Annotated in this window: 13 protein-coding genes; 8 read left to right on the top strand and 5 right to left on the bottom strand. The window is 60.0% G+C overall.

What is annotated here, in order from left to right:
- The first annotated feature begins 65 nt into the window (after window positions 1–65).
- From zwf to glk, 3 genes are all read left to right on the top strand, one after another.
- A complete protein-coding gene (zwf, locus tag HB393_RS06420; protein ID WP_213804329.1) occupies window positions 66–1,616 on the top strand; it encodes a glucose-6-phosphate dehydrogenase in 1,551 nt (516 codons plus the stop codon).
- A 213-nt stretch (window positions 1,617–1,829) separates the two neighbouring features.
- Window positions 1,830–2,627 carry a 6-phosphogluconolactonase gene (pgl, locus tag HB393_RS06415; protein WP_213804328.1) on the top strand — a complete coding sequence of 266 codons (798 nt, stop codon included), beginning with the start codon at window positions 1,830–1,832 and terminating at the stop codon, window positions 2,625–2,627.
- Complete coding sequence (gene glk, locus HB393_RS06410; RefSeq protein ID WP_213804327.1) at window positions 2,628–3,623, top strand: glucokinase; 996 nt, start codon at window positions 2,628–2,630, stop codon at window positions 3,621–3,623. It abuts the gene before it with no gap.
- A 21-nt stretch (window positions 3,624–3,644) separates the two neighbouring features.
- Here the strand turns inward: glk and HB393_RS25630 are convergent, their stop codons facing one another.
- Window positions 3,645–4,604, bottom strand: a complete 960-nt coding sequence (locus tag HB393_RS25630) for an exostosin family protein (protein WP_213804326.1) — start codon at window positions 4,602–4,604, stop codon at window positions 3,645–3,647.
- A 178-nt stretch (window positions 4,605–4,782) separates the two neighbouring features.
- Here HB393_RS25630 and HB393_RS06400 point away from each other — a divergent pair, with 178 nt between their 5' ends.
- Window positions 4,783–7,422, top strand: coding sequence for a M1 family metallopeptidase (locus HB393_RS06400; protein ID WP_213804325.1), 2,640 nt, complete (start codon window positions 4,783–4,785; stop codon window positions 7,420–7,422).
- 349 nt (window positions 7,423–7,771) lie between these two features.
- Window positions 7,772–11,524: a TonB-dependent receptor gene (locus tag HB393_RS06395; protein ID WP_213804324.1), complete on the top strand. Its 3,753-nt coding sequence runs from the start codon at window positions 7,772–7,774 to the stop codon at window positions 11,522–11,524.
- A 634-nt stretch (window positions 11,525–12,158) separates the two neighbouring features.
- Here HB393_RS06395 and purN read toward each other — a convergent pair.
- Both purN and purM read right to left on the bottom strand, forming a co-directional pair.
- The gene (purN, locus tag HB393_RS06390) at window positions 12,159–12,767 is read right to left on the bottom strand and encodes a phosphoribosylglycinamide formyltransferase (protein WP_213804323.1); all 609 of its coding nucleotides are present in this window, start codon (window positions 12,765–12,767) and stop codon (window positions 12,159–12,161) included.
- 1 nt (window position 12,768) lies between these two features.
- Window positions 12,769–13,791 carry a phosphoribosylformylglycinamidine cyclo-ligase gene (gene purM, locus HB393_RS06385; RefSeq protein ID WP_213804522.1) on the bottom strand — a complete coding sequence of 341 codons (1,023 nt, stop codon included), beginning with the start codon at window positions 13,789–13,791 and terminating at the stop codon, window positions 12,769–12,771.
- Between the two features lie 327 nt (window positions 13,792–14,118).
- Between purM and hemL the strand changes: the two genes are divergently transcribed.
- On the top strand, window positions 14,119–15,411 hold the full coding sequence (gene hemL, locus HB393_RS06380; protein ID WP_213804322.1) for a glutamate-1-semialdehyde 2,1-aminomutase: 1,293 nt from the start codon (window positions 14,119–14,121) through the stop codon (window positions 15,409–15,411).
- A gap of 341 nt (window positions 15,412–15,752) precedes the next feature.
- On the opposite strand, the gene HB393_RS06375 is transcribed toward hemL, so the two are convergent.
- Entirely contained in the window at window positions 15,753–16,886 is a 1,134-nt protein-coding gene (locus HB393_RS06375) for an alkene reductase (RefSeq protein ID WP_213804321.1), read from the bottom strand.
- Window positions 16,887–17,058: 172 nt separating this feature from the next.
- Here HB393_RS06375 and HB393_RS06370 point away from each other — a divergent pair, with 172 nt between their 5' ends.
- Complete coding sequence (locus HB393_RS06370) at window positions 17,059–17,712, top strand: TetR/AcrR family transcriptional regulator (RefSeq protein WP_255550856.1); 654 nt, start codon at window positions 17,059–17,061, stop codon at window positions 17,710–17,712.
- Between the two features lie 27 nt (window positions 17,713–17,739).
- Here HB393_RS06370 and HB393_RS06365 read toward each other — a convergent pair whose 3' ends face one another.
- A complete protein-coding gene (locus HB393_RS06365; protein ID WP_213804320.1) occupies window positions 17,740–18,453 on the bottom strand; it encodes a rhodanese-related sulfurtransferase in 714 nt (237 codons plus the stop codon).
- Window positions 18,454–18,756: 303 nt separating this feature from the next.
- Between HB393_RS06365 and HB393_RS06360 the strand changes: the two genes are divergently transcribed.
- Window positions 18,757–19,152, top strand: a complete 396-nt coding sequence (locus HB393_RS06360) for a VOC family protein (protein ID WP_213804319.1) — start codon at window positions 18,757–18,759, stop codon at window positions 19,150–19,152.
- Window positions 19,153–19,342: the final 190 nt, after the last annotated feature.

The raw sequence follows: 19,342 nt of genomic DNA, 5'->3' as shown, positions 1-19,342 counted from the left end.
AAAAAGAATCCGGCCCCCCGGCCCCAGCCATCAGCTACCCTAACCACAGTCCGAGGAAATTCGATATGCCAAGCATCCAAACCAAATCCGCCGCAGCAGCAACCCAGGCCGAGCGCACTCCCGACCCCTGCGTCGTCGTCATCTTCGGCGCCTCCGGCGACCTCACCAAGCGCAAGCTTCTCCCAGCGCTCTACCATCTTGAGCAGGCCGGTCTCTTGCCAGAGAAGATCTCCGTCGTCGGCGTCGCCCGCCGTCCGCTCGAGAAGACATTCGCTCCCGACATGAAGGAAGGCATCATCGCCGGCGGCGGAGTCGAAGAGTCCGACCCCAAGCTGGACCCCTTCGTCGCCAAGATCCAGTACCACGCCATGAACTTCGACGACGCCTCCGGCTACGAGGCACTCAAGACTAAGCTCGCCCAGATCGACAAAGATAACGGCACCTGCGGCAACCGTCTCTTCTACCTCGCCACCGCCCCCGAATACTTCTCCGACATCATCAAGTATCTCGGCGAGCACGGCATGGCCAAGCCCGCCAACGCCACCGCACCCGACGGCTGTAAGACCTGGGTCCGCACCATCATCGAGAAGCCCTTCGGCCACGACCTCGAATCGGCTCGCGCCCTCAACGACGAGGTCAACAAGGTCTTCGAGGAAGATCAGATCTTCCGTATCGACCACTACCTCGGCAAGGAGACCGTTCAGAACATCCTGGTCTTCCGCTTCGCCAACGGCATCTTCGAGAACGTCTGGAATCGTAACTACATCGACCACGTCGAAATCACCGCTGCGGAGTCCATCGGCATTGAAGGCCGCGGCCCCTTCTACGAGACCGCCGGCGCCCTTCGCGACGTCGTACAGAATCACGTCATGGAGCTCCTCAGCTTCGTCGCCATGGAACCGCCCGTCTCTTTTGAGGCCTCCTCCGTCCGCGCCGAAAAGGTTAAGGTCTGGAAGGCCATCACCCCCATCCACCCCGCCGACACCGTTCGCGGCCAGTACGGCCCCGGCGCTGTCGATGGCAAGCCCGTCGTAGGCTATCGCCAGGAAGATCGCGTTCACCCGCGCTCCCAGACCGAGACCTACGCTGCTGTCCGTCTCGAGATCGAAAACTGGCGTTGGGCTGGCGTACCCTTCTACATCCGCGCCGGCAAGCGTCTCTCCAAGCGCGTCACCGAGATCACCATTCAGTTCAAGCAGCCGCCTCTGCTCCTCTTCAAGGATCACGAGGGCAAGGGAGCCGAGGGCATCAAGCCCAACGTCATCTCCATGCGCATCCAGCCCGACGAAGGCATCGCGCTGCGCTTCGGAGCCAAGGTTCCCGGCCCGAACATGAACATCAGCCCCGTCACCATGGACTTCAGCTACGCTGAGGCCTTCGGCAAGTCCTCCGCCAACGGCTACGAGCGCCTCCTGCTCGATGCGATGCTCGGTGACGGAACTCTCTTCGCTCACCGCGACGGCGTTGAAGCAACCTGGGCTCTCATTACCCCCATCCTTGAAGCCTGGGCCAAGGATCCCATCAAGGACCTTCCCAACTACGCCGCAGGAACCTGGGGACCGCCCGCTGCAGACGCGATGCTCAAGTCCGACGGGCGTAAGTGGCGCAAACTCTAACCCGCAGCGTCGAGCTTCCCCTCCGGAAGCTCGACGCTCTTCTTCTTTGTCATACGTCGTTATCCTGAACTTCGTCTTACGCCGTCATCCTGAACGCAGTGAAGGACCCCTGTATTTAGCCTTTGCTTCTGCACTCGACGCTCGCTTCCTCTAAAAAGCACTTTGGCCGTTCCTCATCCAGCTAATCCGCATCCCAGACTCACGAGCCAAACTATGCCCCGCCCAGTCAAAGTCACCTACCGCATCCTCCCCACAGCCGCCGAAGTAGCGAAGGCCGCCGCAGAACTCTTCACCTCCGCCGTCACCCGCTCCGTCCAGGCCAGAGGACTTGCCCGCGTCGCCATCTCCGGCGGCTCCACCCCCAAAGCGATGTTTGCCCTCCTCGCTGACCCTGCGCAACCCTTCCTCAGCTCCATCCCCTGGGACAAGCTCTTCCTCTACTGGGTCGACGAGCGCGCCGTTCCGCCCGACCACTCCGAGTCCAACTACCGCATGACCAATGAGGCCATGCTCTCCAAGGTCCCGTTGCCGCCGGACCACATCTTCCGTATGGAAGGCGAGCTCGACCCCGAGGTCGCCGCCGCCCGCTACGAGTCCACCATCCGCAACTCCTTCAAGCTCGAAGGCGCCGAGACCCCCACCTTCGACCTCGTCCTCCTCGGCATGGGCGACGACGGCCACACCGCCTCGCTCTTCCCCCACACCGAAGGCCTCGACAACCTCTCCAACATCGTCATAGCCAACCACGTCCCCCAGAAGGACACCTGGCGCATCACCCTCACCTGGCCAGTCATCAACCAGGGCAGGGAAGTCGCCTTCCTCATCGAGGGAGCCGCCAAGGTACAGGTCCTTCACGATGTCTTCTTAGGCCCCTACCAGCCCGAGACCTACCCCTCCCAGCTCATCCGCCCGGCCTCCGGAAACCTCACCCTCTTGCTTGACCCCGCCGCAGCCGATAAGCTGCCACCACCGGAAGAATCAACCCACACCGGCACTCTGGAGCTCAGCTAGATGATCCTCGCAGGCGACGTAGGCGGAACCAAGGTCCACCTGGCCCTTTATAACCTCGTGAACGGAAGCTACGTTCCAGTGCGCGACGAGAAGTTTCCCGCCCACGAGTTCGCCGGCCTCGAAGACGTCGTCCAGCGCTTCCTCGGCAAAGGCCCGGAGGATAAGAAGAGCATCACCGCCGCCTGCTTCGGCTGCCCCGGCCCCGTCCGCGACGGTCGCCTAAAGCTCACGAATCTGCCTTGGACCCTCGACGCCCGCGATCTCCAGCGCGTCCTCGGCATCCCCCACATCTTCCTCATCAACGACCTCGAAGCCAACGGCTACGGCATCCCCCAGGTCGCCTCCGACAAGATCTTCACCCTCCATGCGGGTGACCCCGCCGCCACTGGGAATCAGGGGCTCATCGCCGCCGGTACAGGCCTCGGCGAGGCCCTCCTCATCTGGAACGGCGCCAGCCATACCCCCATTCCCTCCGAGGGTGGTCACTGCGACTTCGCCGCCCGCAACGACCGCGAGGTCGCTCTCCTCCAGTACCTCCGCCGAACCCTCAACGGGCGCGTCAGCTTCGAGCGCGTCGTCTCCGGCCTCGGCATCAAGAACGTCTACGCCTACCTCCGCGACGTCGAAAAGCTCGACGAGCCTCAATGGCTCCGCGACCGCCTCGCCGCCGAAGATCCCAACGCTGTCATAGGCCAGTGCGCCGAAGACGGCTCCAGTTGGATCTGCTTCGAGACCATGAAGATCTTCGCCGCAGCCTACGGAGCCGAGTGCGGCAACGTCGCCCTCAAAGTCCTCGCAATGGGCGGCATCTACCTCGGCGGCGGCATCCCCCCCAAGATCCTCAAAACCCTCCAAAACGGAGCCTTCCTCCAAGCCTTCCTCGACAAGGGACGCATGTCCGCCCTCCTCCAGTCCATCCCCGTCCGTGTCATCCTCGACGACCGCTGCGCCCTCCTGGGAGCCGCCGCCTACGCCGAGGCCCGCTCCGGCATCTGACCCGCGACCGTCCCCAGGCGGCTATCCCCGGTGCAACCGCCGTGAGACCCACATCTTTGCATCGTCGCGCAACTGCATCAACGGCCACATTCGTTGGTACAGCCTCTCCGGAATCACCCTGTCTCGCCGTATGTTGCACATCTGCTCGATCATCCGGTCGAACACCAGCTCCGGCGCAAAGAACCTCTCCCACGCCTCTCGAGCCTTCCGTCCCCGCTCTTCGCTCTCGGAGACATGCGCCTCCAGCAGTTCTGGCAGCTGCGCAAACTTATCCTCTGGAATATGCAGTAGAAAACTGCTCCAATCCGGACCCGGCGGAAGCGCATAATGGTCGGCCAGCAGCACCGGAGCGATCCCCATCTCCATTACCTCGAACAGCCGGATGCTTCCAAAGCCCATCCCCCGCGGGCAAAGCGCGAAGTGCGACTTCGCCAGGGCATCGGCATAGTCCTTCTGCGACCTCGCCATCCCTACCAGCCCATCCTGCCAGTGCATGAAGCCGGTAGTCTCCATCACCTCGACATCCGGGCGTTTATACGGAAAGCTCAAAATATTCGTTCGCACGCGGCAGTCGCGTCGGCCGCGAAAACAGAACAGCAGCTCCTTCGGCTCACCTGGCCGGTGCCGCACCTCTGGATTCATCGAGCTTCCATACCGTGAAAAATAGATATTGCTCTGCGTCCGCTTCAGGTTAAGGCCTTTGCTCTTCGACGCACTCCCATAAATACCCGGCAGAAAAGGGATCAGCACGTCGATCTCCGAGTAAGCCATCGTCTTCTCTGGATACCGCTGACTCAGGTCGTTCGCCCTCGCCTGCGCCATGGACTCGATATCGCCGGCAAGAACGATCAACTCCGCGCGTTCAGGGTCGTCAGTCAACTGATGCAGCCCGCTTCGTGAGCGCGCATGCATTGCGAGAATCTCGTCTCGGCGCACGATGCTCTTCTGCGTGTCGCGGGCAATAGCTACATGGATGAGCACCGCCCTATCTTATTGCATCGCTCGTCGATTCCAGCACTCTCTTCGCCACAAACCGAGCATGATTCGATGCCATTACCGCAGCCGCCATGTTTAATCAAAGCTTGGCCGCTAAAGTTGTTGCCGCTACGCTCGATGTACCGTCTAACTAAAACCGATGCTGAAAAGATCAACGCTAAAAATGACTCGTTCCACACTCGCCTCCACCCTCTTCCTGGCCTTCTCCTGCATCGCACCCTTCGCCGCGCAAGCCCAGCGCCTCCCCACCAACGCCCACCCCGAGCACTACTCCCTCGCGCTCGCCCCCGACCTCAAGGCCGCCACCTTCACCGGCACCGAGACCATCGACCTCACCCTCGACTCCCCCAGCTCTGCCATCACCCTCAACGCCGCCGAGATCACCTTCCTCTCCGTCAAGTCCGGCTCCCAGACCGCCCAGGTCTCCCTCGACCCCACAAAAGAGCAAGCCACCTTCACCTTCCCCCAGCCGCTCTCCGGCAAAGTCACCTTGGCGATCCAGTACACCGGCATCCTCAACGACAAGCTCCGCGGCTTCTACCTCTCCAAGACCAAAGCCCGCAACTACGCCGTCACCCAGTTTGAGCCCACCGACGCCCGGCGCGCCTTCCCCTCCTTCGACGAACCCGCCTACAAAGCCACCTTCGACATCGCCCTCACCGTCGATGCCTCCGACATCGTCATCTCCAACTCCAACCAGATCGCCGACACCCCCGCCGAGCCCGGCAAACACACCCTCAAGTTCGCCACCACCCCCAGGATGTCCACCTACCTCGTAGCCTTCCAGGTCGGCGACTTCCAATGCACCTCCACCAAATCCGACGGAGTTCCCATCCGCGTCTGCGCCACCCCCGGCAAGGTCAAGCTCACCAAATACGCACTCGACTCTGCCAAGCACTTCCTGCACTACTACGACACCTACTTCGGCATTAAATACCCCATGCCTAAGCTGGACATGGTCGCCATCCCCGACTTCGAAGCCGGCGCCATGGAGAACTTCGGCTGCATCACCTACCGCGAGACCGATCTCCTCATCGAAGAAAAGACCGCCTCCATCAACGCCCTCAAAAATGTAGCCATCACCGTCGCCCACGAGATGGCCCACCAGTGGTTCGGCGACATGGTCACCATGCAGTGGTGGGACAACGTCTGGCTCAACGAAGGCTTCGCCACCTGGATGGAGACCAAGGCCGTCGCCAAATGGCAGCCCAAGTGGAACATGGACCAGGACAACGCCCAAACCTTCGACTCCACCTTGAACTACGACTCCGGCAACGTCACCCGCTCCATCTTCGCCCCCGCCGACACCCCCGCCCAGATTAACGAAGCCTTCGACGGCATCGCCTACGGCAAGGCCGGAGCAGTCCTCAGCATGGTCGAGAACTACCTCGGCGAAGAGACCTTCCGCCAGGGCGTCCACAACTACCTCGCCGCCCACCTCTACGCCAACGCCACCGCCGAAGACTTCTGGAACACCCAGACCGCCACCAGCCACCAGCCCGTCGACAAAATCATGCAGAGCTTCGTCGATCAGCCCGGCGTCCCTCTCCTCACCTTCAGCGACGCCTCCGCAGACCGCATCCCCTTGGCCCAGCAACGCTTCCTCCTATCGCCCCAAGAGCAGGCGCAAGAGCAGGCCAAACCCATCGCCGGCCGCCTCCCCCAATGGACCCTCCCCATCTGCCTCAAGACCACCGCCAAGCCCCTCTGCAAGATCATGTCCGCCGAAGACTTCTCCCCCCTCAAGCAAGCCTCCCTCCCCACCGACCCCTCCATGCCCTTCCTCTACGCCAACGCCGAAGCCCGCGGCTACTACCGAACCCAATACTCCCCCACCCAGCTCGCCGCCATCACTTCCAGAGTCGAGACCGCCCTCACCCCCGCCGAGCGCATCGGCCTCATCGGCGACCGCTGGGCCCTCACTCGTTCCGGCCAGGCCAACGTAGCCGACTTCCTCGACCTCGTCATGGTCCTCCGCCAAGACCCCGCCGCCAACGTCATCGAGACCGCCCTCCAGAAGTTCTACGTCATCCTCCTGCAGTACACCGCCCCCGAGGATCGCGCCCGTATGCAGGCCATCATTCGCGCCCGTTTCGCTCCCATGTACTCCAGCCTCGGCCAGCCCTCGAGGTCCGACGCCTCCGAAAAACAAGACCTCCGCGCCGCCCTGCTCCGCCTCCTCGGCTACGCGCAAGACCCCGCGATCCTCGCCCAGGCCCGCGCCGTCGTCGACAGACTCTACTCCCCCATGAAAAACGAACGCGGCAGCGACCCCAACATCGATCCCTCCTTCGAAGACGCCTCCATCGCCATCACCGCCTCCGTCAGCACCGACGCCGCGCTCTACGACAAGATCCTCGACGCCAGCAACGCCAACACCACCCCCGACCAGCAATCCCAGGCCCTCTTCACCCTCGCCGCCTTCGAGTCGCCCGCCCTCGTCACCCGCACCCTCGACTACGCCGTCTCCGGCAAGGTCCGCAATCAAGACAGTTGGATCCTCCTCTCCCGCCTCCTCGCCAACCCCGCCACCCGCACCCAGGCCTGGGACTACGTCCAGAAGAACTGGGACAAGGTCAGCGCCCAGTTCACCACCAACTCCGGCGTCCGCGTCGTCGCCGCCACTGGCTCCTTCTGCATCGAATCCCAGCGCGACCAGGTCACCAGCTTCTTCGCCGCCCACCCCGTCGAAGCCTCCGAGCGCACCCTCGCCAAATCCATCGACTCGATTAACGCCTGCATCAAGCTCCGCGCCATCCAACAACCCGCCATCCACCAATGGCTGGCCGCCCAACCGAACTAAAGCAGCCCGTGCCTCCCCTGAGGTCCACCGGAGCCACCTTCACCCCATCCGAAGGTCTAACCAATCCGTTCCACGGCCTTCCTCCCCAGGCCGCTTCTCTTCGATCGTCCAAAACTCCTAGAAAATCGCTCCAGTCTCCCGAGTCTAGGGACATTGGCCCATTACAGACCATCTCTCCCAACGCCTCAAAATAATTCCATTTAGCTCTTGACAGCCGTGATCGCAATGGACGATGCTGGCCCACGCTATCCCAGTGGTCTGACCTTAGCTTCTTCAGAACCGTTTGGGAGAGAGCGCGTCACAGCGCCGCAACGCGAATTTCACTTTTGTCTTAGAAGAGGCCTCAGTTATGACGTCCCAGCATTCCACCCCAAACCTCCAGCGAGGCAGCGGCAAGGCCCTGTTCTTCGGCCTGCTCCTCCTCGCCGCTCTCATGATCACCACGTTGACGCCGTTTGCATCCGCCCAACTGGCTGGCAAAGGTTCCATCAACGGTCAGGTCAGCGATGCGACCGGTGCCGCCGTTCCCGGTGCATCCGTGGTCATCACCAACATTGATACCAACACCCGGCAGGCGACCGTCTCCACCGGCTCCGGCGACTACTCGTTCTCGCTCGATCCTGGCAAATACACCATCGTCGCCACCAAGCCGGGCTTCAAGACCTACACCCAGCAGAACATCAACGTCGACGCCCTCCAGACCTTCTCCGTCAACATCGCGCTACCCGTCGGCGAGACGACCGAGTCGGTAACTGTCACCGATGCGCCCCCGACCCTCGAGACCTCGAACGCGACCCTTGGCGTCACCATGGAGCAGGAGATGTACTCCGCCCTCCCCATCATTCAGGACGGCAGCGGCCAGCGTCGCGCCACTGACTTCGCCTCGCTGCTGCCCGGAGTCTCAGCCAACACCAGCAACGGCAACCTCACCACCAACGCGGGTATCGTCAACGGCGGCGGAAGCCGCGGCGCAGTCTCCTCCATCTACATCAACGGCGTGCCCATCACTTCGGTCGCCGGAGAAGGCGACCCACGTTTCGTCTGGACCTCCATGGCCGTCGATGCGATCAATCAGTTCCAGGTCCAGACAGTCGGCTACTCCGCCATCTATGAGGGGCAGGGAGTTCAGAACTACACCGTCAAAAACGGCACCAACCAACTCCACGGCGTCGCCTACAACTACTTCCGCAACACCGCCCTCGACACCTGGGGCTTCCTCGCTCCCTCACTCATCAATCCCCTCACCGGAAAACCCACCAAGCCCGTCGAGCACCAGAACGAGTACGGCCTCTTTCTCGGTTTTCCCATCATCAAGGACAAACTCTTCGTCTTCGGAGGGTATGAAGGATATCGCTTCTCCCGTCAGGTCCCTCAGCAGCAGCAGACCATCCCCACCCTGCTCCAGCGCATGGGCGACTTCACCGAGCAAGGCAACAATCCCATCTACGATCCCAACTCGACCGTCTACTGCGCGACCTGCGGTACCGGTGGCAAACCGGCCTACACCCGTACCCAGTTTATGGGTATGAAAAATGGCGTAGCCACGCCCAACGTCATTCCGGCCAGCCGCCTCTCGCCCGTCGCTCAGAACCTGCAGCGGTTTCTGCCTGCGCCTACCAGCAACGACCTCGCGAACAACTACATCGTCAACTACAAGACCGGTCTCAGCAACTGGACCACCACCAACCGGATCGACTACACCATCAATCAAAAGCAAACCATCTCCGGCGTCATCGCCTTCGGTCGCCAATCCACCACCGCGCCCGCTGCCGTAACGGTCAGCTCCGGTTCCACCACCAACGGTCTGCCCCCGCCGTATATCTCCACCCAGCAGTTTGCTCCCAAGACCAAGGTCATACTCTTTGAGCACACCTATGCGATTACGACCAACCTGGTAAACCAGTTCAAATACGGATACGGACGCTACGACGGCCCCGGTTACAACCAGGACATGGGCAACGGCTTCGGCGCGGCAGCCAACGGAATTCAGGGTCTACCTGCGGGTCAGGCCTCCGACTCCTTCCCCACCGTCACCTTCACCGGCAATACCAACATCAACCGCTGGGCGGGTTACTCCTCCAACCGCCCCGTCGCCTCGGGTTATGTCGCGGTCGATAACGTTCAATGGACGAAGGGCAAACACTCCTTTACCTTCGGCGGCGAGATCGCTTGGCTGCAGTACAACTATCTCGTCAACGCAACTGGAGTCAACCCGCTCCAACTCACCTTCACCAACGCCAACACGGCAGGCTACGCTGGCACCACAAACCAGGTTACGACCACCGGTCAGGCCTACGCCAGCTACCTCATCGGCGCTACCAACAACGCCACCTTCACCCAGTCCTCTGTTCCGGAGACCGGCGGTCGCTTCCGTCCCATCTCGCCCTACGTTCAGGACAACTGGAAGATCACCTCGAAGCTCACCCTCGACATCGGCCTGCGCTACGACTACTACCCCACCTACAAAGAGGTCCAGGACCGCTTCGCCTTCTTCGATCCCAACAAGCCCAACACCCTCGTCGGAATTAACGGAGCTCTCTCCTTCGGAGGCACCGGAAACGGCACTTGTAACTGCCGTCAGCCCGTCAACGACTATCTGAAGAACTTCGGTCCACGCATCGGCTTTGCCTTCGCGGCGGATCCCAAGACCGTCTTCCGCGGTAGCTGGGGTGTGATCTACACCCACGGCAACGCGAACGGCGGCAGCGCCACCTCCCGGCAGGGATCGGGCCTGCAGGGCTTCAGCGTCAGCCCCACCACCACCAACTCCTCTCCTGGCGTAGGACAGGTCGGCAGCACCTACTACAGCCTCGACACGCCGTACCCTGCCTATACCTTGCCTCCCACCCTCGACCCGAACCTGGGCACATTCAACACCACCGCCAGTTCGGCCTCGGCTCAGACGCCGACCTACGTAGACCCGTTCTACGGAGGCCGGGCCCCTCAGTTCGTCAACTACAGCTTCGGCATGCAGCGCCAGGTCACCAACGACATGACGCTCACCCTCAGCTACGTCGGTTCGCAGGGACACTTCCTCCAGCCCGATTCGCTCAACGGCCGCGGAAAGTGGTCCAATCAGCTCGATCCCGTCTACCTCTCCTTGAACACGAAGTTGAGCGACACCTCCAGCAGCGGCCTCCTCGCCGCGGACCTGGCCTCTGTAGGCAAAGGTCTTCCTTACCCCACCTTCGGAGGAACCGGCAATCCGACCTTGGCCCAGGCTCTCAAACCCTTCCCTCAATACAACAGCTTGAGCGACGCCTACGGCTTCGTCGGCAATACCAACTACAACGCCTTCCAGGCCTATCTCACCCAGCGCCTCGCCCACGGTCTCACCTTCATGACCAACTACACCTGGTCGCGAAGCATCGACAACAACGGAACATTCCGCACTGGCTATGACATCCCTGCCGACTTCGCCTCGGATGGCAAATTCCACGCGGCGCGCTCCCTCGATAGAAGCCTCTCCCTAGGAGATCAGCGCCACAAGTTCGTCATCACCGGCGCGTACGATCTTCCCTTCGGAAAAGGCGAACTCGGCGGAAAGCACTTCGTCACCCGCGCTCTCTTTGGCGGCTACAAGATCTCCACCATCTTCCAGGCCTACTCCGGCGCTCCTGTAGCCGTCACCATGAACTCCTGCAACGTCAATCCGTCGCAGACCTCGAACTGCGAGCCGCTCCGCAATCCGAACTACTCCGGCAACGGCAAAAAGGCTGGTACCTTGCCCTTCACGGCAGCCAACCTCAGCAAGCAGCAGTTCCTCGACCCCAACGCCTTTATCGCCACACCCAACTACCAGTTCAGCACCTTGGCCCGGACGGCGCCCCTCTCGGGCCTCTTCCAGCCGCCGAACTACAAGTTGGACCTCAGCTTGCGGCGCAGCTTCGGAATCCCCACCGGCGGTCTGCACGAGGGAACCAAACTCAGCATTCAGGCCGACATGTTCAACGTCACCAACCACACCCACTTCGTCTACAGTGCGCTCAACGCACCTCTAACGAGCTGGACCGCCACCTCCACCAGCTACGGTCAACTCTCAGTAGACTCCAGCGCCCCCACCAACCGTGCCGTGCAGATCGCCGCCCGCATCGAGTTCTAACCAACCCTCATCAACCGCTATACCACCGATCCCGCTGCCACCTGTCAATCCACAGGAGCCAGCGGGATCGGTCTTTGTCCGTCCATATGTATCTAAGTTCCGAACCACCCAACCGCCCACGAACCACACAACCGCGCAAAAAAACGAACCGCCTGCGAACAACCCAGAGCCTAAAGAACCAGCGAAAGGCACACATTCATACGTGCAAAAAACAGCCCCGCCAAAGGCGGCACCGCTCTGCCGAAGGCCGGAGTAAAGGCGAAGCCGAAACGACAGACCTATCGCCGTTGCTATTCCTGTTGCCTTTTTTATTCTTCAAAACCCCAGCAAAATCGCATGTCAAGGCCCAAAACAACCTAAACCATTGATCCACAAAGACATAAAAGTGGCACGTTAGTTTTGGTCAAACCCGTAAAATAGAACTAGAAACAAAAAAGCCCAGCCGAAGAGGCAGGGCTTTCGTATTTAAATCGAAAAAGGGAACCCGTAACTCGAGCTGGCTCTCGTATTTGGACACAACCCATTTAGAATCAGCGGGTTGGAAGCCTTTACCTCTTGTAAGTCGCTCATAAGAAACGGGTTGTTCCCAAATACCCCCCCGGGGGGGGGTGCCTCTGGGAGAGGGGCAAGAGGCTCAGTCCGGGATGCGGCAGTAGCGTCTTCCCTGAATCGTATAGTGCCCGCTCAGCACCCGGGAAATGGCCTCAGGATAGGCAAGGTGCTCCTGCTGGAGGATGCGGGCTGAGAGACTCTCAACCGTGTCTGAATCCTCCACCTGCACCGACCGCTGCAACACGATCACCCCATGATCGACCGCCTCATCCACGAAGTGGACGGTGCAACCCGCCACCCGGGCTCCATACTGGAGCGCCTGGGCCTGCGCGTCGAGCCCCGGAAAGGCAGGCAGCAGCGAAGGATGGACGTTGAGAATACGATCCGGAAACGCATGGACGAAATCCGGAGTAATGATGCGCATGTACCCGGCGAGGCAAACCAGCTCGACCCGGTGCTGATGCAGCCGGGCGATCATCGCGGCATCGTGCTCCGCCCGCGTCCTGCCCTTGGAAGGCACCGCAAACGCCGGGACGCCCATCTCCTGCGCCGAGACCAGCCCCGCCGCCTCCGGACGGTTTGAAAGAACGACCGCGATCTCCGCGCCGTGCAACCGATGCTCGCGAATGGCCTCCGCAATGGCCAGAAAGTTCGAGCCACGGCCGGAGAGAAGGATTCCCAGGCGTCTCATATCAGTTGTAGCTAACCTTACGCTCGCCGCGCGTCACGCGCCCGATAATGTGGTGACGCTCGTTAGCCCGGTTCAGCACCGCCTTGGCCTTCTTCACCTTCTCCGCCGGAACGACGCAGATCAGTCCGATGCCCATGTTGAAGGTCCGCATCATCTCATCCTGGGCAACATTCCCCAGCACCTGAAGATGCTCGAACAGCGGCGGAGGCTGCCACGAGGCCAGGTCGATCAGCGCTCCCAATCCCTTCGGCAGAATCCGCGGAAGATTCTCCGTAATGCCGCCCCCGGTAATATGCGCCATCCCGCTCACTACCTCCGCCCCCACCAGCTTTTTGATGATCGAAAGATAGCTCCGATGAACCCTCATCAGCGCAGCGCCAGTCTTGTCCTTCAGCTCGTTCACATACTGTTCTGGTCCATACTTCGCGACCTCGAAGAGCAGCTTGCGAGCCAGCGAATAACCATTCGTATGAAGTCCATTCGAAGGCAGACCGATCAGAATATCGCCTGCTTCGATCGTCTCGCCCGTAATGATCTTGTCTCGGCTCACAGCTCCGATGATCGTTCCAGCAAGGTCATACTCGCCATCGGCATAGAAACCAGGCATCTGAGCCGTCTCTCCGCCGATCAGCGCGCAGCCATTGGCTCTGCAAGCTTCGCTGATGCCTTGAACAACCCTCTCGATGACCATGTCCTCAAGTCGCCCCGAAGCAAGGTAATCCAGGAAGAACAGCGGAGTTGCGCCTTGCACCGCGATGTCGTTGACGCAGTGATTCACCAGATCCTGACCGACAGTGTGATGAATCCCCAGGTCAAACGCCACCTTGAGCTTCGTCCCAACTCCATCGGCTGACGAGACCAGAACCGGATTCGGATACTTCTCCAGGTCGAGCGCAAAGAGCCCTCCAAACCCACCAATCTCGGAGAGCACGTTGCGGTTGAACGTCTTCCGCGCCAGCATCTTGATCCGCTGCTTACTGCGATCTCCGGACGTGATATCAACGCCCGCATCCGCATAGCTGATGGACTTCTTCTTCTCCCCCGCTTCAGGCTTACTCGCAGCAGCCTTCTTGCCCTGCGTCCGCGACGCAGGAGAAGGTTGCGCGGATCCGTCGGCAGCCAAAGCCGCCGGCGCGATCGCATCAGGTTGAGGAGTTGCGGCTGTTGAGGTTTCCGTCGGTGGAACGTCCGGCGTCAGTATTTCGTCAGGCAAGTTTGTACACCATCCTGAAAAGTCATGAAAGAAGTTTCAGTCTAGCAGGAGGAAAATCACAGGCACGTAATGGGCGGTTTCAGGAGATCAAAGCTAGGCTTCTGGAGCGAGGTTTCGGTACCTCATATACTGGAGAAAATGCCACGTACACTCATCCAATCCAGAAAATTGCAACTTCGTGCTGAATCCCTCCTGCCCGGCGGAGTTGACTCGCCTGTCAGGGCGTTCCGGGCGGTGGGCGGAGAGCCTCCGTTCGTCGCCAGGGCGGAGGGAGCTTATCTGTGGGATGTGGATGGGAATCGGTATCTGGATATGTTCGGGTCCTGGGGTCCGATGATACTCGGACATGCGTTTCCTCCGGCTGTGGAGGCGATTCGGGCGGCTGCGGGGCGAAGTGCCAGCTTTGGGGCTTCGCATGCTGGGGAAGGCGATCTGGCGGAGTTGGTGAAGCAGTGCTTTCCCAGTATGGAGCGACTGCGGTTTACCAGTTCGGGGACTGAGGCTTGCATGTCTGCGGTGCGATTGGCACGCGGATTTACGGGGCGGAAGTTCGTGGTGAAGTTCGAGGGCTGTTATCACGGTCATTCGGACGCGATGCTGGTGAAGGCTGGATCTGGCGTCGCGACGCTGGGAATTCCTGGATCGGCGGGAATTCCGGAGGAGACGGCGATGCATACGCTTGCGTTGCCGTTCAATGACCTGGGAGCGGTTCAGGCGGCGTTTGACGCTTATCCGGAGCAGATTGCGTGCATCATCGTTGAACCTGTTGTTGGGAATGCTGGGACGATTCTGCCAGAGACAGGTTATCTGCATGGTTTGCGTCAGTTGGCGACCAAGAATGGCGCTTTGCTGATTCTGGATGAGGTTATGACTGGATTTCGGCTGTCGTTGGGAGGTGCTCAGCAGGTTTTTGGAATAAAACCGGATTTGACGACGATGGGGAAGATTATTGGGGGTGGTTTGCCTTGCGGGGCGTTTGGGGGGCGGGCGGATGTGATGGAGTTTCTGGCTCCGCTGGGGCCGGTTTACCAGGCCGGGACGCTGAGCGGGAATCCTCTGGCGATGGCGGCGGGGATCGCCACGCTGGAGCATCTGATTGCGCACCAGGGCGAGGTCTACTCCGGGTTGGAGAGGACGAGTGCGGCGATGGCTGACGGCGTCGCCAGCCTGGCCCAGGAGGCCGGGATTGCCATCACCACGACCCGGGTTGGGTCGATGTTTACGTGGTTCTTCACCGATCAGCCGGTGAAGGACTTTACGACGGCTGCTACCTCGGATACTGCAGCGTTCGGCCGGTTCCACCACGCGATGATGGAAGCTGGGGTGTGGCTGCCGCCGAGCCAGTTCGAGGCTATGTTTATCAGTACGGCGCATGGCGCGGCTGAGGTTGCGCTGCTGCTGGAGGCTGCCCGGCAGGCATTCGTGGCGTAGGTTCGGCTCCCCCACCCCCCGGGGGGTATTTGGGCGCAACTGGTTTAGAATGAGCCGCTTACGAGAATGCTTCTGCTGTAAGCCGCAGATTCTAAATGGGTTGTGTCCAAATACGTCAGCCAGCTTGAGTTACGGCCTTTCGCTTCATTTTCAATTCAAACAAAGAAGCCCCGCCGTTTGCGGGGCTTCTTCTATAGCTTTCTACTTCTTCTATTTTAGCGAGTTGCAGATAACTAAAGTGCCACTTTGCCGGGGTTTATTTTTCGCTCGTAACTCACTTGCTGTCTTGTGTTTGTGAAGATTAGTCGCCGGATTTTTGGGGTTCGTGGTCTTGACAGGCTTTAAGCGGCGACGTGCTTCTCTTCGTAGAGTGGGTAGTCGATGTAGCCATGTTTGTCGAAGGTGTAAAAGGTGCTTCGGTCGTAGTCCGTAAGGGGCAGACCCAGTTGGATCCGTCTGGGGAGATCGGGGTTGGAGACGAAGTGACGGCCAAATGCGACTGCGTCGGCGTCGCCTTTCTCGAGGATGGCTTCGGCTGTATCCGGTTCGAAGCCGCCTGCCGAGATGATTTTGCCGGTGAAGATCTTCCGCAGTTGTTCCGCGGCGACTGGCGGCTGTCCTTCGGAGATGAGCACGTTGCCCTTTATGCGAGGCTCGATGATGTTGAGATAGGCGAGTCCGAAGCGGTTCAATTGCTCGACGACGTAGGCGAAGAGTGCCTGCGGGTTGCTGTCCGACATTCCATTCCAGATGCCGCCGGGGCCGATGCGTACGGCGACACGATCGCCGCCCCATACCGAGACCAGTGCCTCGACGACCTCCAGGAGCAGCCGAGAGCGATTCTCGATGGACCCTCCGTACTCGTCGGTGCGTTTGTTGCTTCCGTCCTCCAGGAATTGATCGATCAGATAGCCGTTCGCGGCGTGGAGTTCCACGCCATCGAAGCCGGCGGATTTGGCGCGCTCCGCCGCTTTGCGATAGTCCTCGACGATGGCTTTAATCTCCGGGATCTCCAAGGCGCGATGAGGAGAGGTCAGTTGCCAACCACCGGGAGTGGAGATGGTGATCTCCGGATCGTTCCAATAGGCCGGGTCGACCGAGGCTGAGACCGGTTCGAGGCCGCCTGTCATCGTAGAGTGCGAGGAGCGGCCTGCGTGCCAGAGTTGAGAGAGGATAGAGGCGCCCTTGGCATGAACGGAGTCGACGACCCGTTTCCAACCTGCGACCTGCTGGTCTGTGAACATGCCGGGCGCCCCGAACCATCCGCGTGCGGTGATGGAGATGTTGGTTGCCTCGGTGATGATGAGACCTCCATCGGTGGCGCGCTGGGTGTAGTACTCGATCATCAAGTCGCCGGGAATATCGCCCGGCTGCTCTGACCGTGAACGTGTGAGAGGCGCCATGACGACCCGATGTTTGAGCGCGATTGCGCCCAATTGCACCGGAGTGAAGAGTTTCTGTTGGGTAGATTTCATTGTGGATCCTTTCGTCGAGCTGAGCGGAACCCTGCATGAGTGCGCTGGCCGTCCCCCTGGAGGCGGACGGCCTGGCTTGAGACAGTTAATAAGATACGATGCGCACCGTTTCGATTCTTATTTTCAGATGCCGTGATTTGAGGGAGTTCGAGGTGCCCAATTATGCTTGCTTATGGGTCTTTCTACAAGAGATAAGGCGAGTCTTTCTCCAAGAGTTCCTCCAGGCGGTCCGGAGAAGGCATCCCGAGGCGGTCGGCCTCGAAACGAGGAGCTTCACCAGGCTCTTCTGCAGACGACGTTCGAGATGGTGCTTCAGTCCGGTTTCCGCGCTGTGAGCATCGAGTCGATTGCGGCGGCGACGGGCGTAAGCAAGGCAACGATCTACCGGCGCTGGCCTAATAAGGCTGCCGTGGTGATGGACGCCTTTACGAACAAGGTCGGCTCAGGGACGCTCTTTCATAAGGCGTCCAGCAGCGTGGAGAGCATCCGTCTGCAGATGCGGGCGATGGCGCGTTCTTTCCGGGGGAACGACGGCACGCTGGTGAAGGCGCTGATGGCCGAAGCTCAGTTCGATCTCGAATTAGCAGAGGCATTTCGGCAACGGTGGACGCTGCCGCGACGACGGTTGGCTACCGGTGTCATTCAGGAGGCGATTCGACGAGGGGAGCTGCGTTCGGATGTCGATCCGGAGGATGTGATCGATCTGCTCTATAGCCCGCTCTACTACCGTTTGCAGATGGGGACGGGTAAGTTGTCCGATGCGTACGTCGACGGGATCTTTCGCAATGCGATGCGGGGGTTGGAGGGAGACCGCCCGCCTGCTTGAGTTGCTTGCGCTGTGTTTCGGGAGAGCTCAGTCTTCGAAGTCGGCGTGTCCGACAGAGGTTCGGCGGTCGAAGATGTAACACTTGCCCTGCCATTTGCTGGCCGGTTGCGGCACCTCTTCGAGGTACTTCAGGATGCCGCCCTTGAGGTGGTAGATCTCGTCGAAGCCTTCCTGGAGCATGAAGGCCGAGGCCTTCTCGCAGCGGATGCCGCCGGTGCAGAACATGGCGATCTTGCGGTGCTTGGCAGGGTCGAGGTTCTGGCGCACGTAGGTGACGAAGTCGGAGAAGGTCTCGGTGCCGGGAGCGGTTGCGCCGGCGAAGGTGCCCAGGTCGGTCTCGTAGTGGTTGCGGGTGTCGAGCAGCAGGACTTCGCCGTCCGCGATGAGGGCGTTCCATTCCCGCGGCTCCACGTATTGCCCGGACTGGGTTGGATCGACCTTTGCTTTGCGGAAGGAGATGATCTCGGGTTTGACCTGAAATTTCAGCCGCTTGAAGGGACGTTCCTGCGCGGAGGAGAACTTTACTTCCTGCCTGTCCAAACCTACCTTTTCGACCAGTGTGTCCAAGAGGTGATCGATGGTTTCGGCGGAGCCTGCCAAGGTGCCGTTTACGCCTTCGCCGGCGATCAGCATGGTGCCGCGCAGGTCGCTGTCGTTGAACAGGCCGCGCAGTTCCTCGCCGAGAGCGTTCGGCTCGGGCAGGGAGGTGAAGCGGTAGAAGGCTGCGATGGTGTAGGTCACTCTTAGTTGATGATAAATCGTTGGGCAAGCAGGAGAGTGCTTGTTCCATATTGGGGTCACCACACCAAAAGTCCAAAATCGTACGTTTAGGTTTGTTGCGAAAAATCTATCGCCTTTAGGAAGCCAATCGCAATACGTATATGCAATGCGAAATACTGGGCTTTCTGCAAGTGGAGGATCGTTGCAGTAACCTTTGTTTGCGCAATACGGCTAGAGTGCTTCCTTCTGACAGCTTGCTATTTATTGTTGACGGTCTAGCCTTCCGCCTCGGTGAATTACGATTGGTTCGTGGTACGAGGGTTTATGTTGATGACACAACCAACAACGCAGGCGATTTCACCATTCTTCATTGTCAGCAACGTCGATCAAACCATTGCTTTTTACTGCGACAAACTTGGTTTTGAGACGAGATTCCAGGAGCCTGATCGGAGCCCTTTCTTCGCCATCGTCGGACGTGACGGAGCACAGCTCTTCGTGAAGTCCGATGGAGACACGTCGCCCTTGCCAAACTCCAAGCGTAATCCGTCCATGAGGTGGGATGCGTACGTCTATACGCCAGATCCAGATGCGCTCGCCGTCGAATTTTCAGATCATGGAGCGGTATTTAGCGAACTGCTCAAGGATACCCATGACGGTCTGCGCGGATTTGAGATTTGCGACCCTGACGGCTATGTCTTGTTCTTTGGCCGACCAAAGTAACGACGCGTCAGAGGTCTTGTTCTTAGCGTACAGTTTTTGACGTTCTTCTTACTACTTATCCCTCATTCAAACTAGCTATTGCCATTCAAGGAATAAAACTGAGAAGGCCGTTTTGTATAAGTACTGTTTTGTATAAGTCGTCCCTATAGAGCTTCCGCATCGAGAGCAGAACCCAGTGTCCTGGGAATTC

The organism is Granulicella sp. dw_53 (assembly GCF_018449545.1).
In the GTDB taxonomy this organism is placed as follows: domain Bacteria; phylum Acidobacteriota; class Terriglobia; order Terriglobales; family Acidobacteriaceae; genus Edaphobacter.
This window is presented reverse-complemented; position numbering and strand designations above follow the sequence as displayed.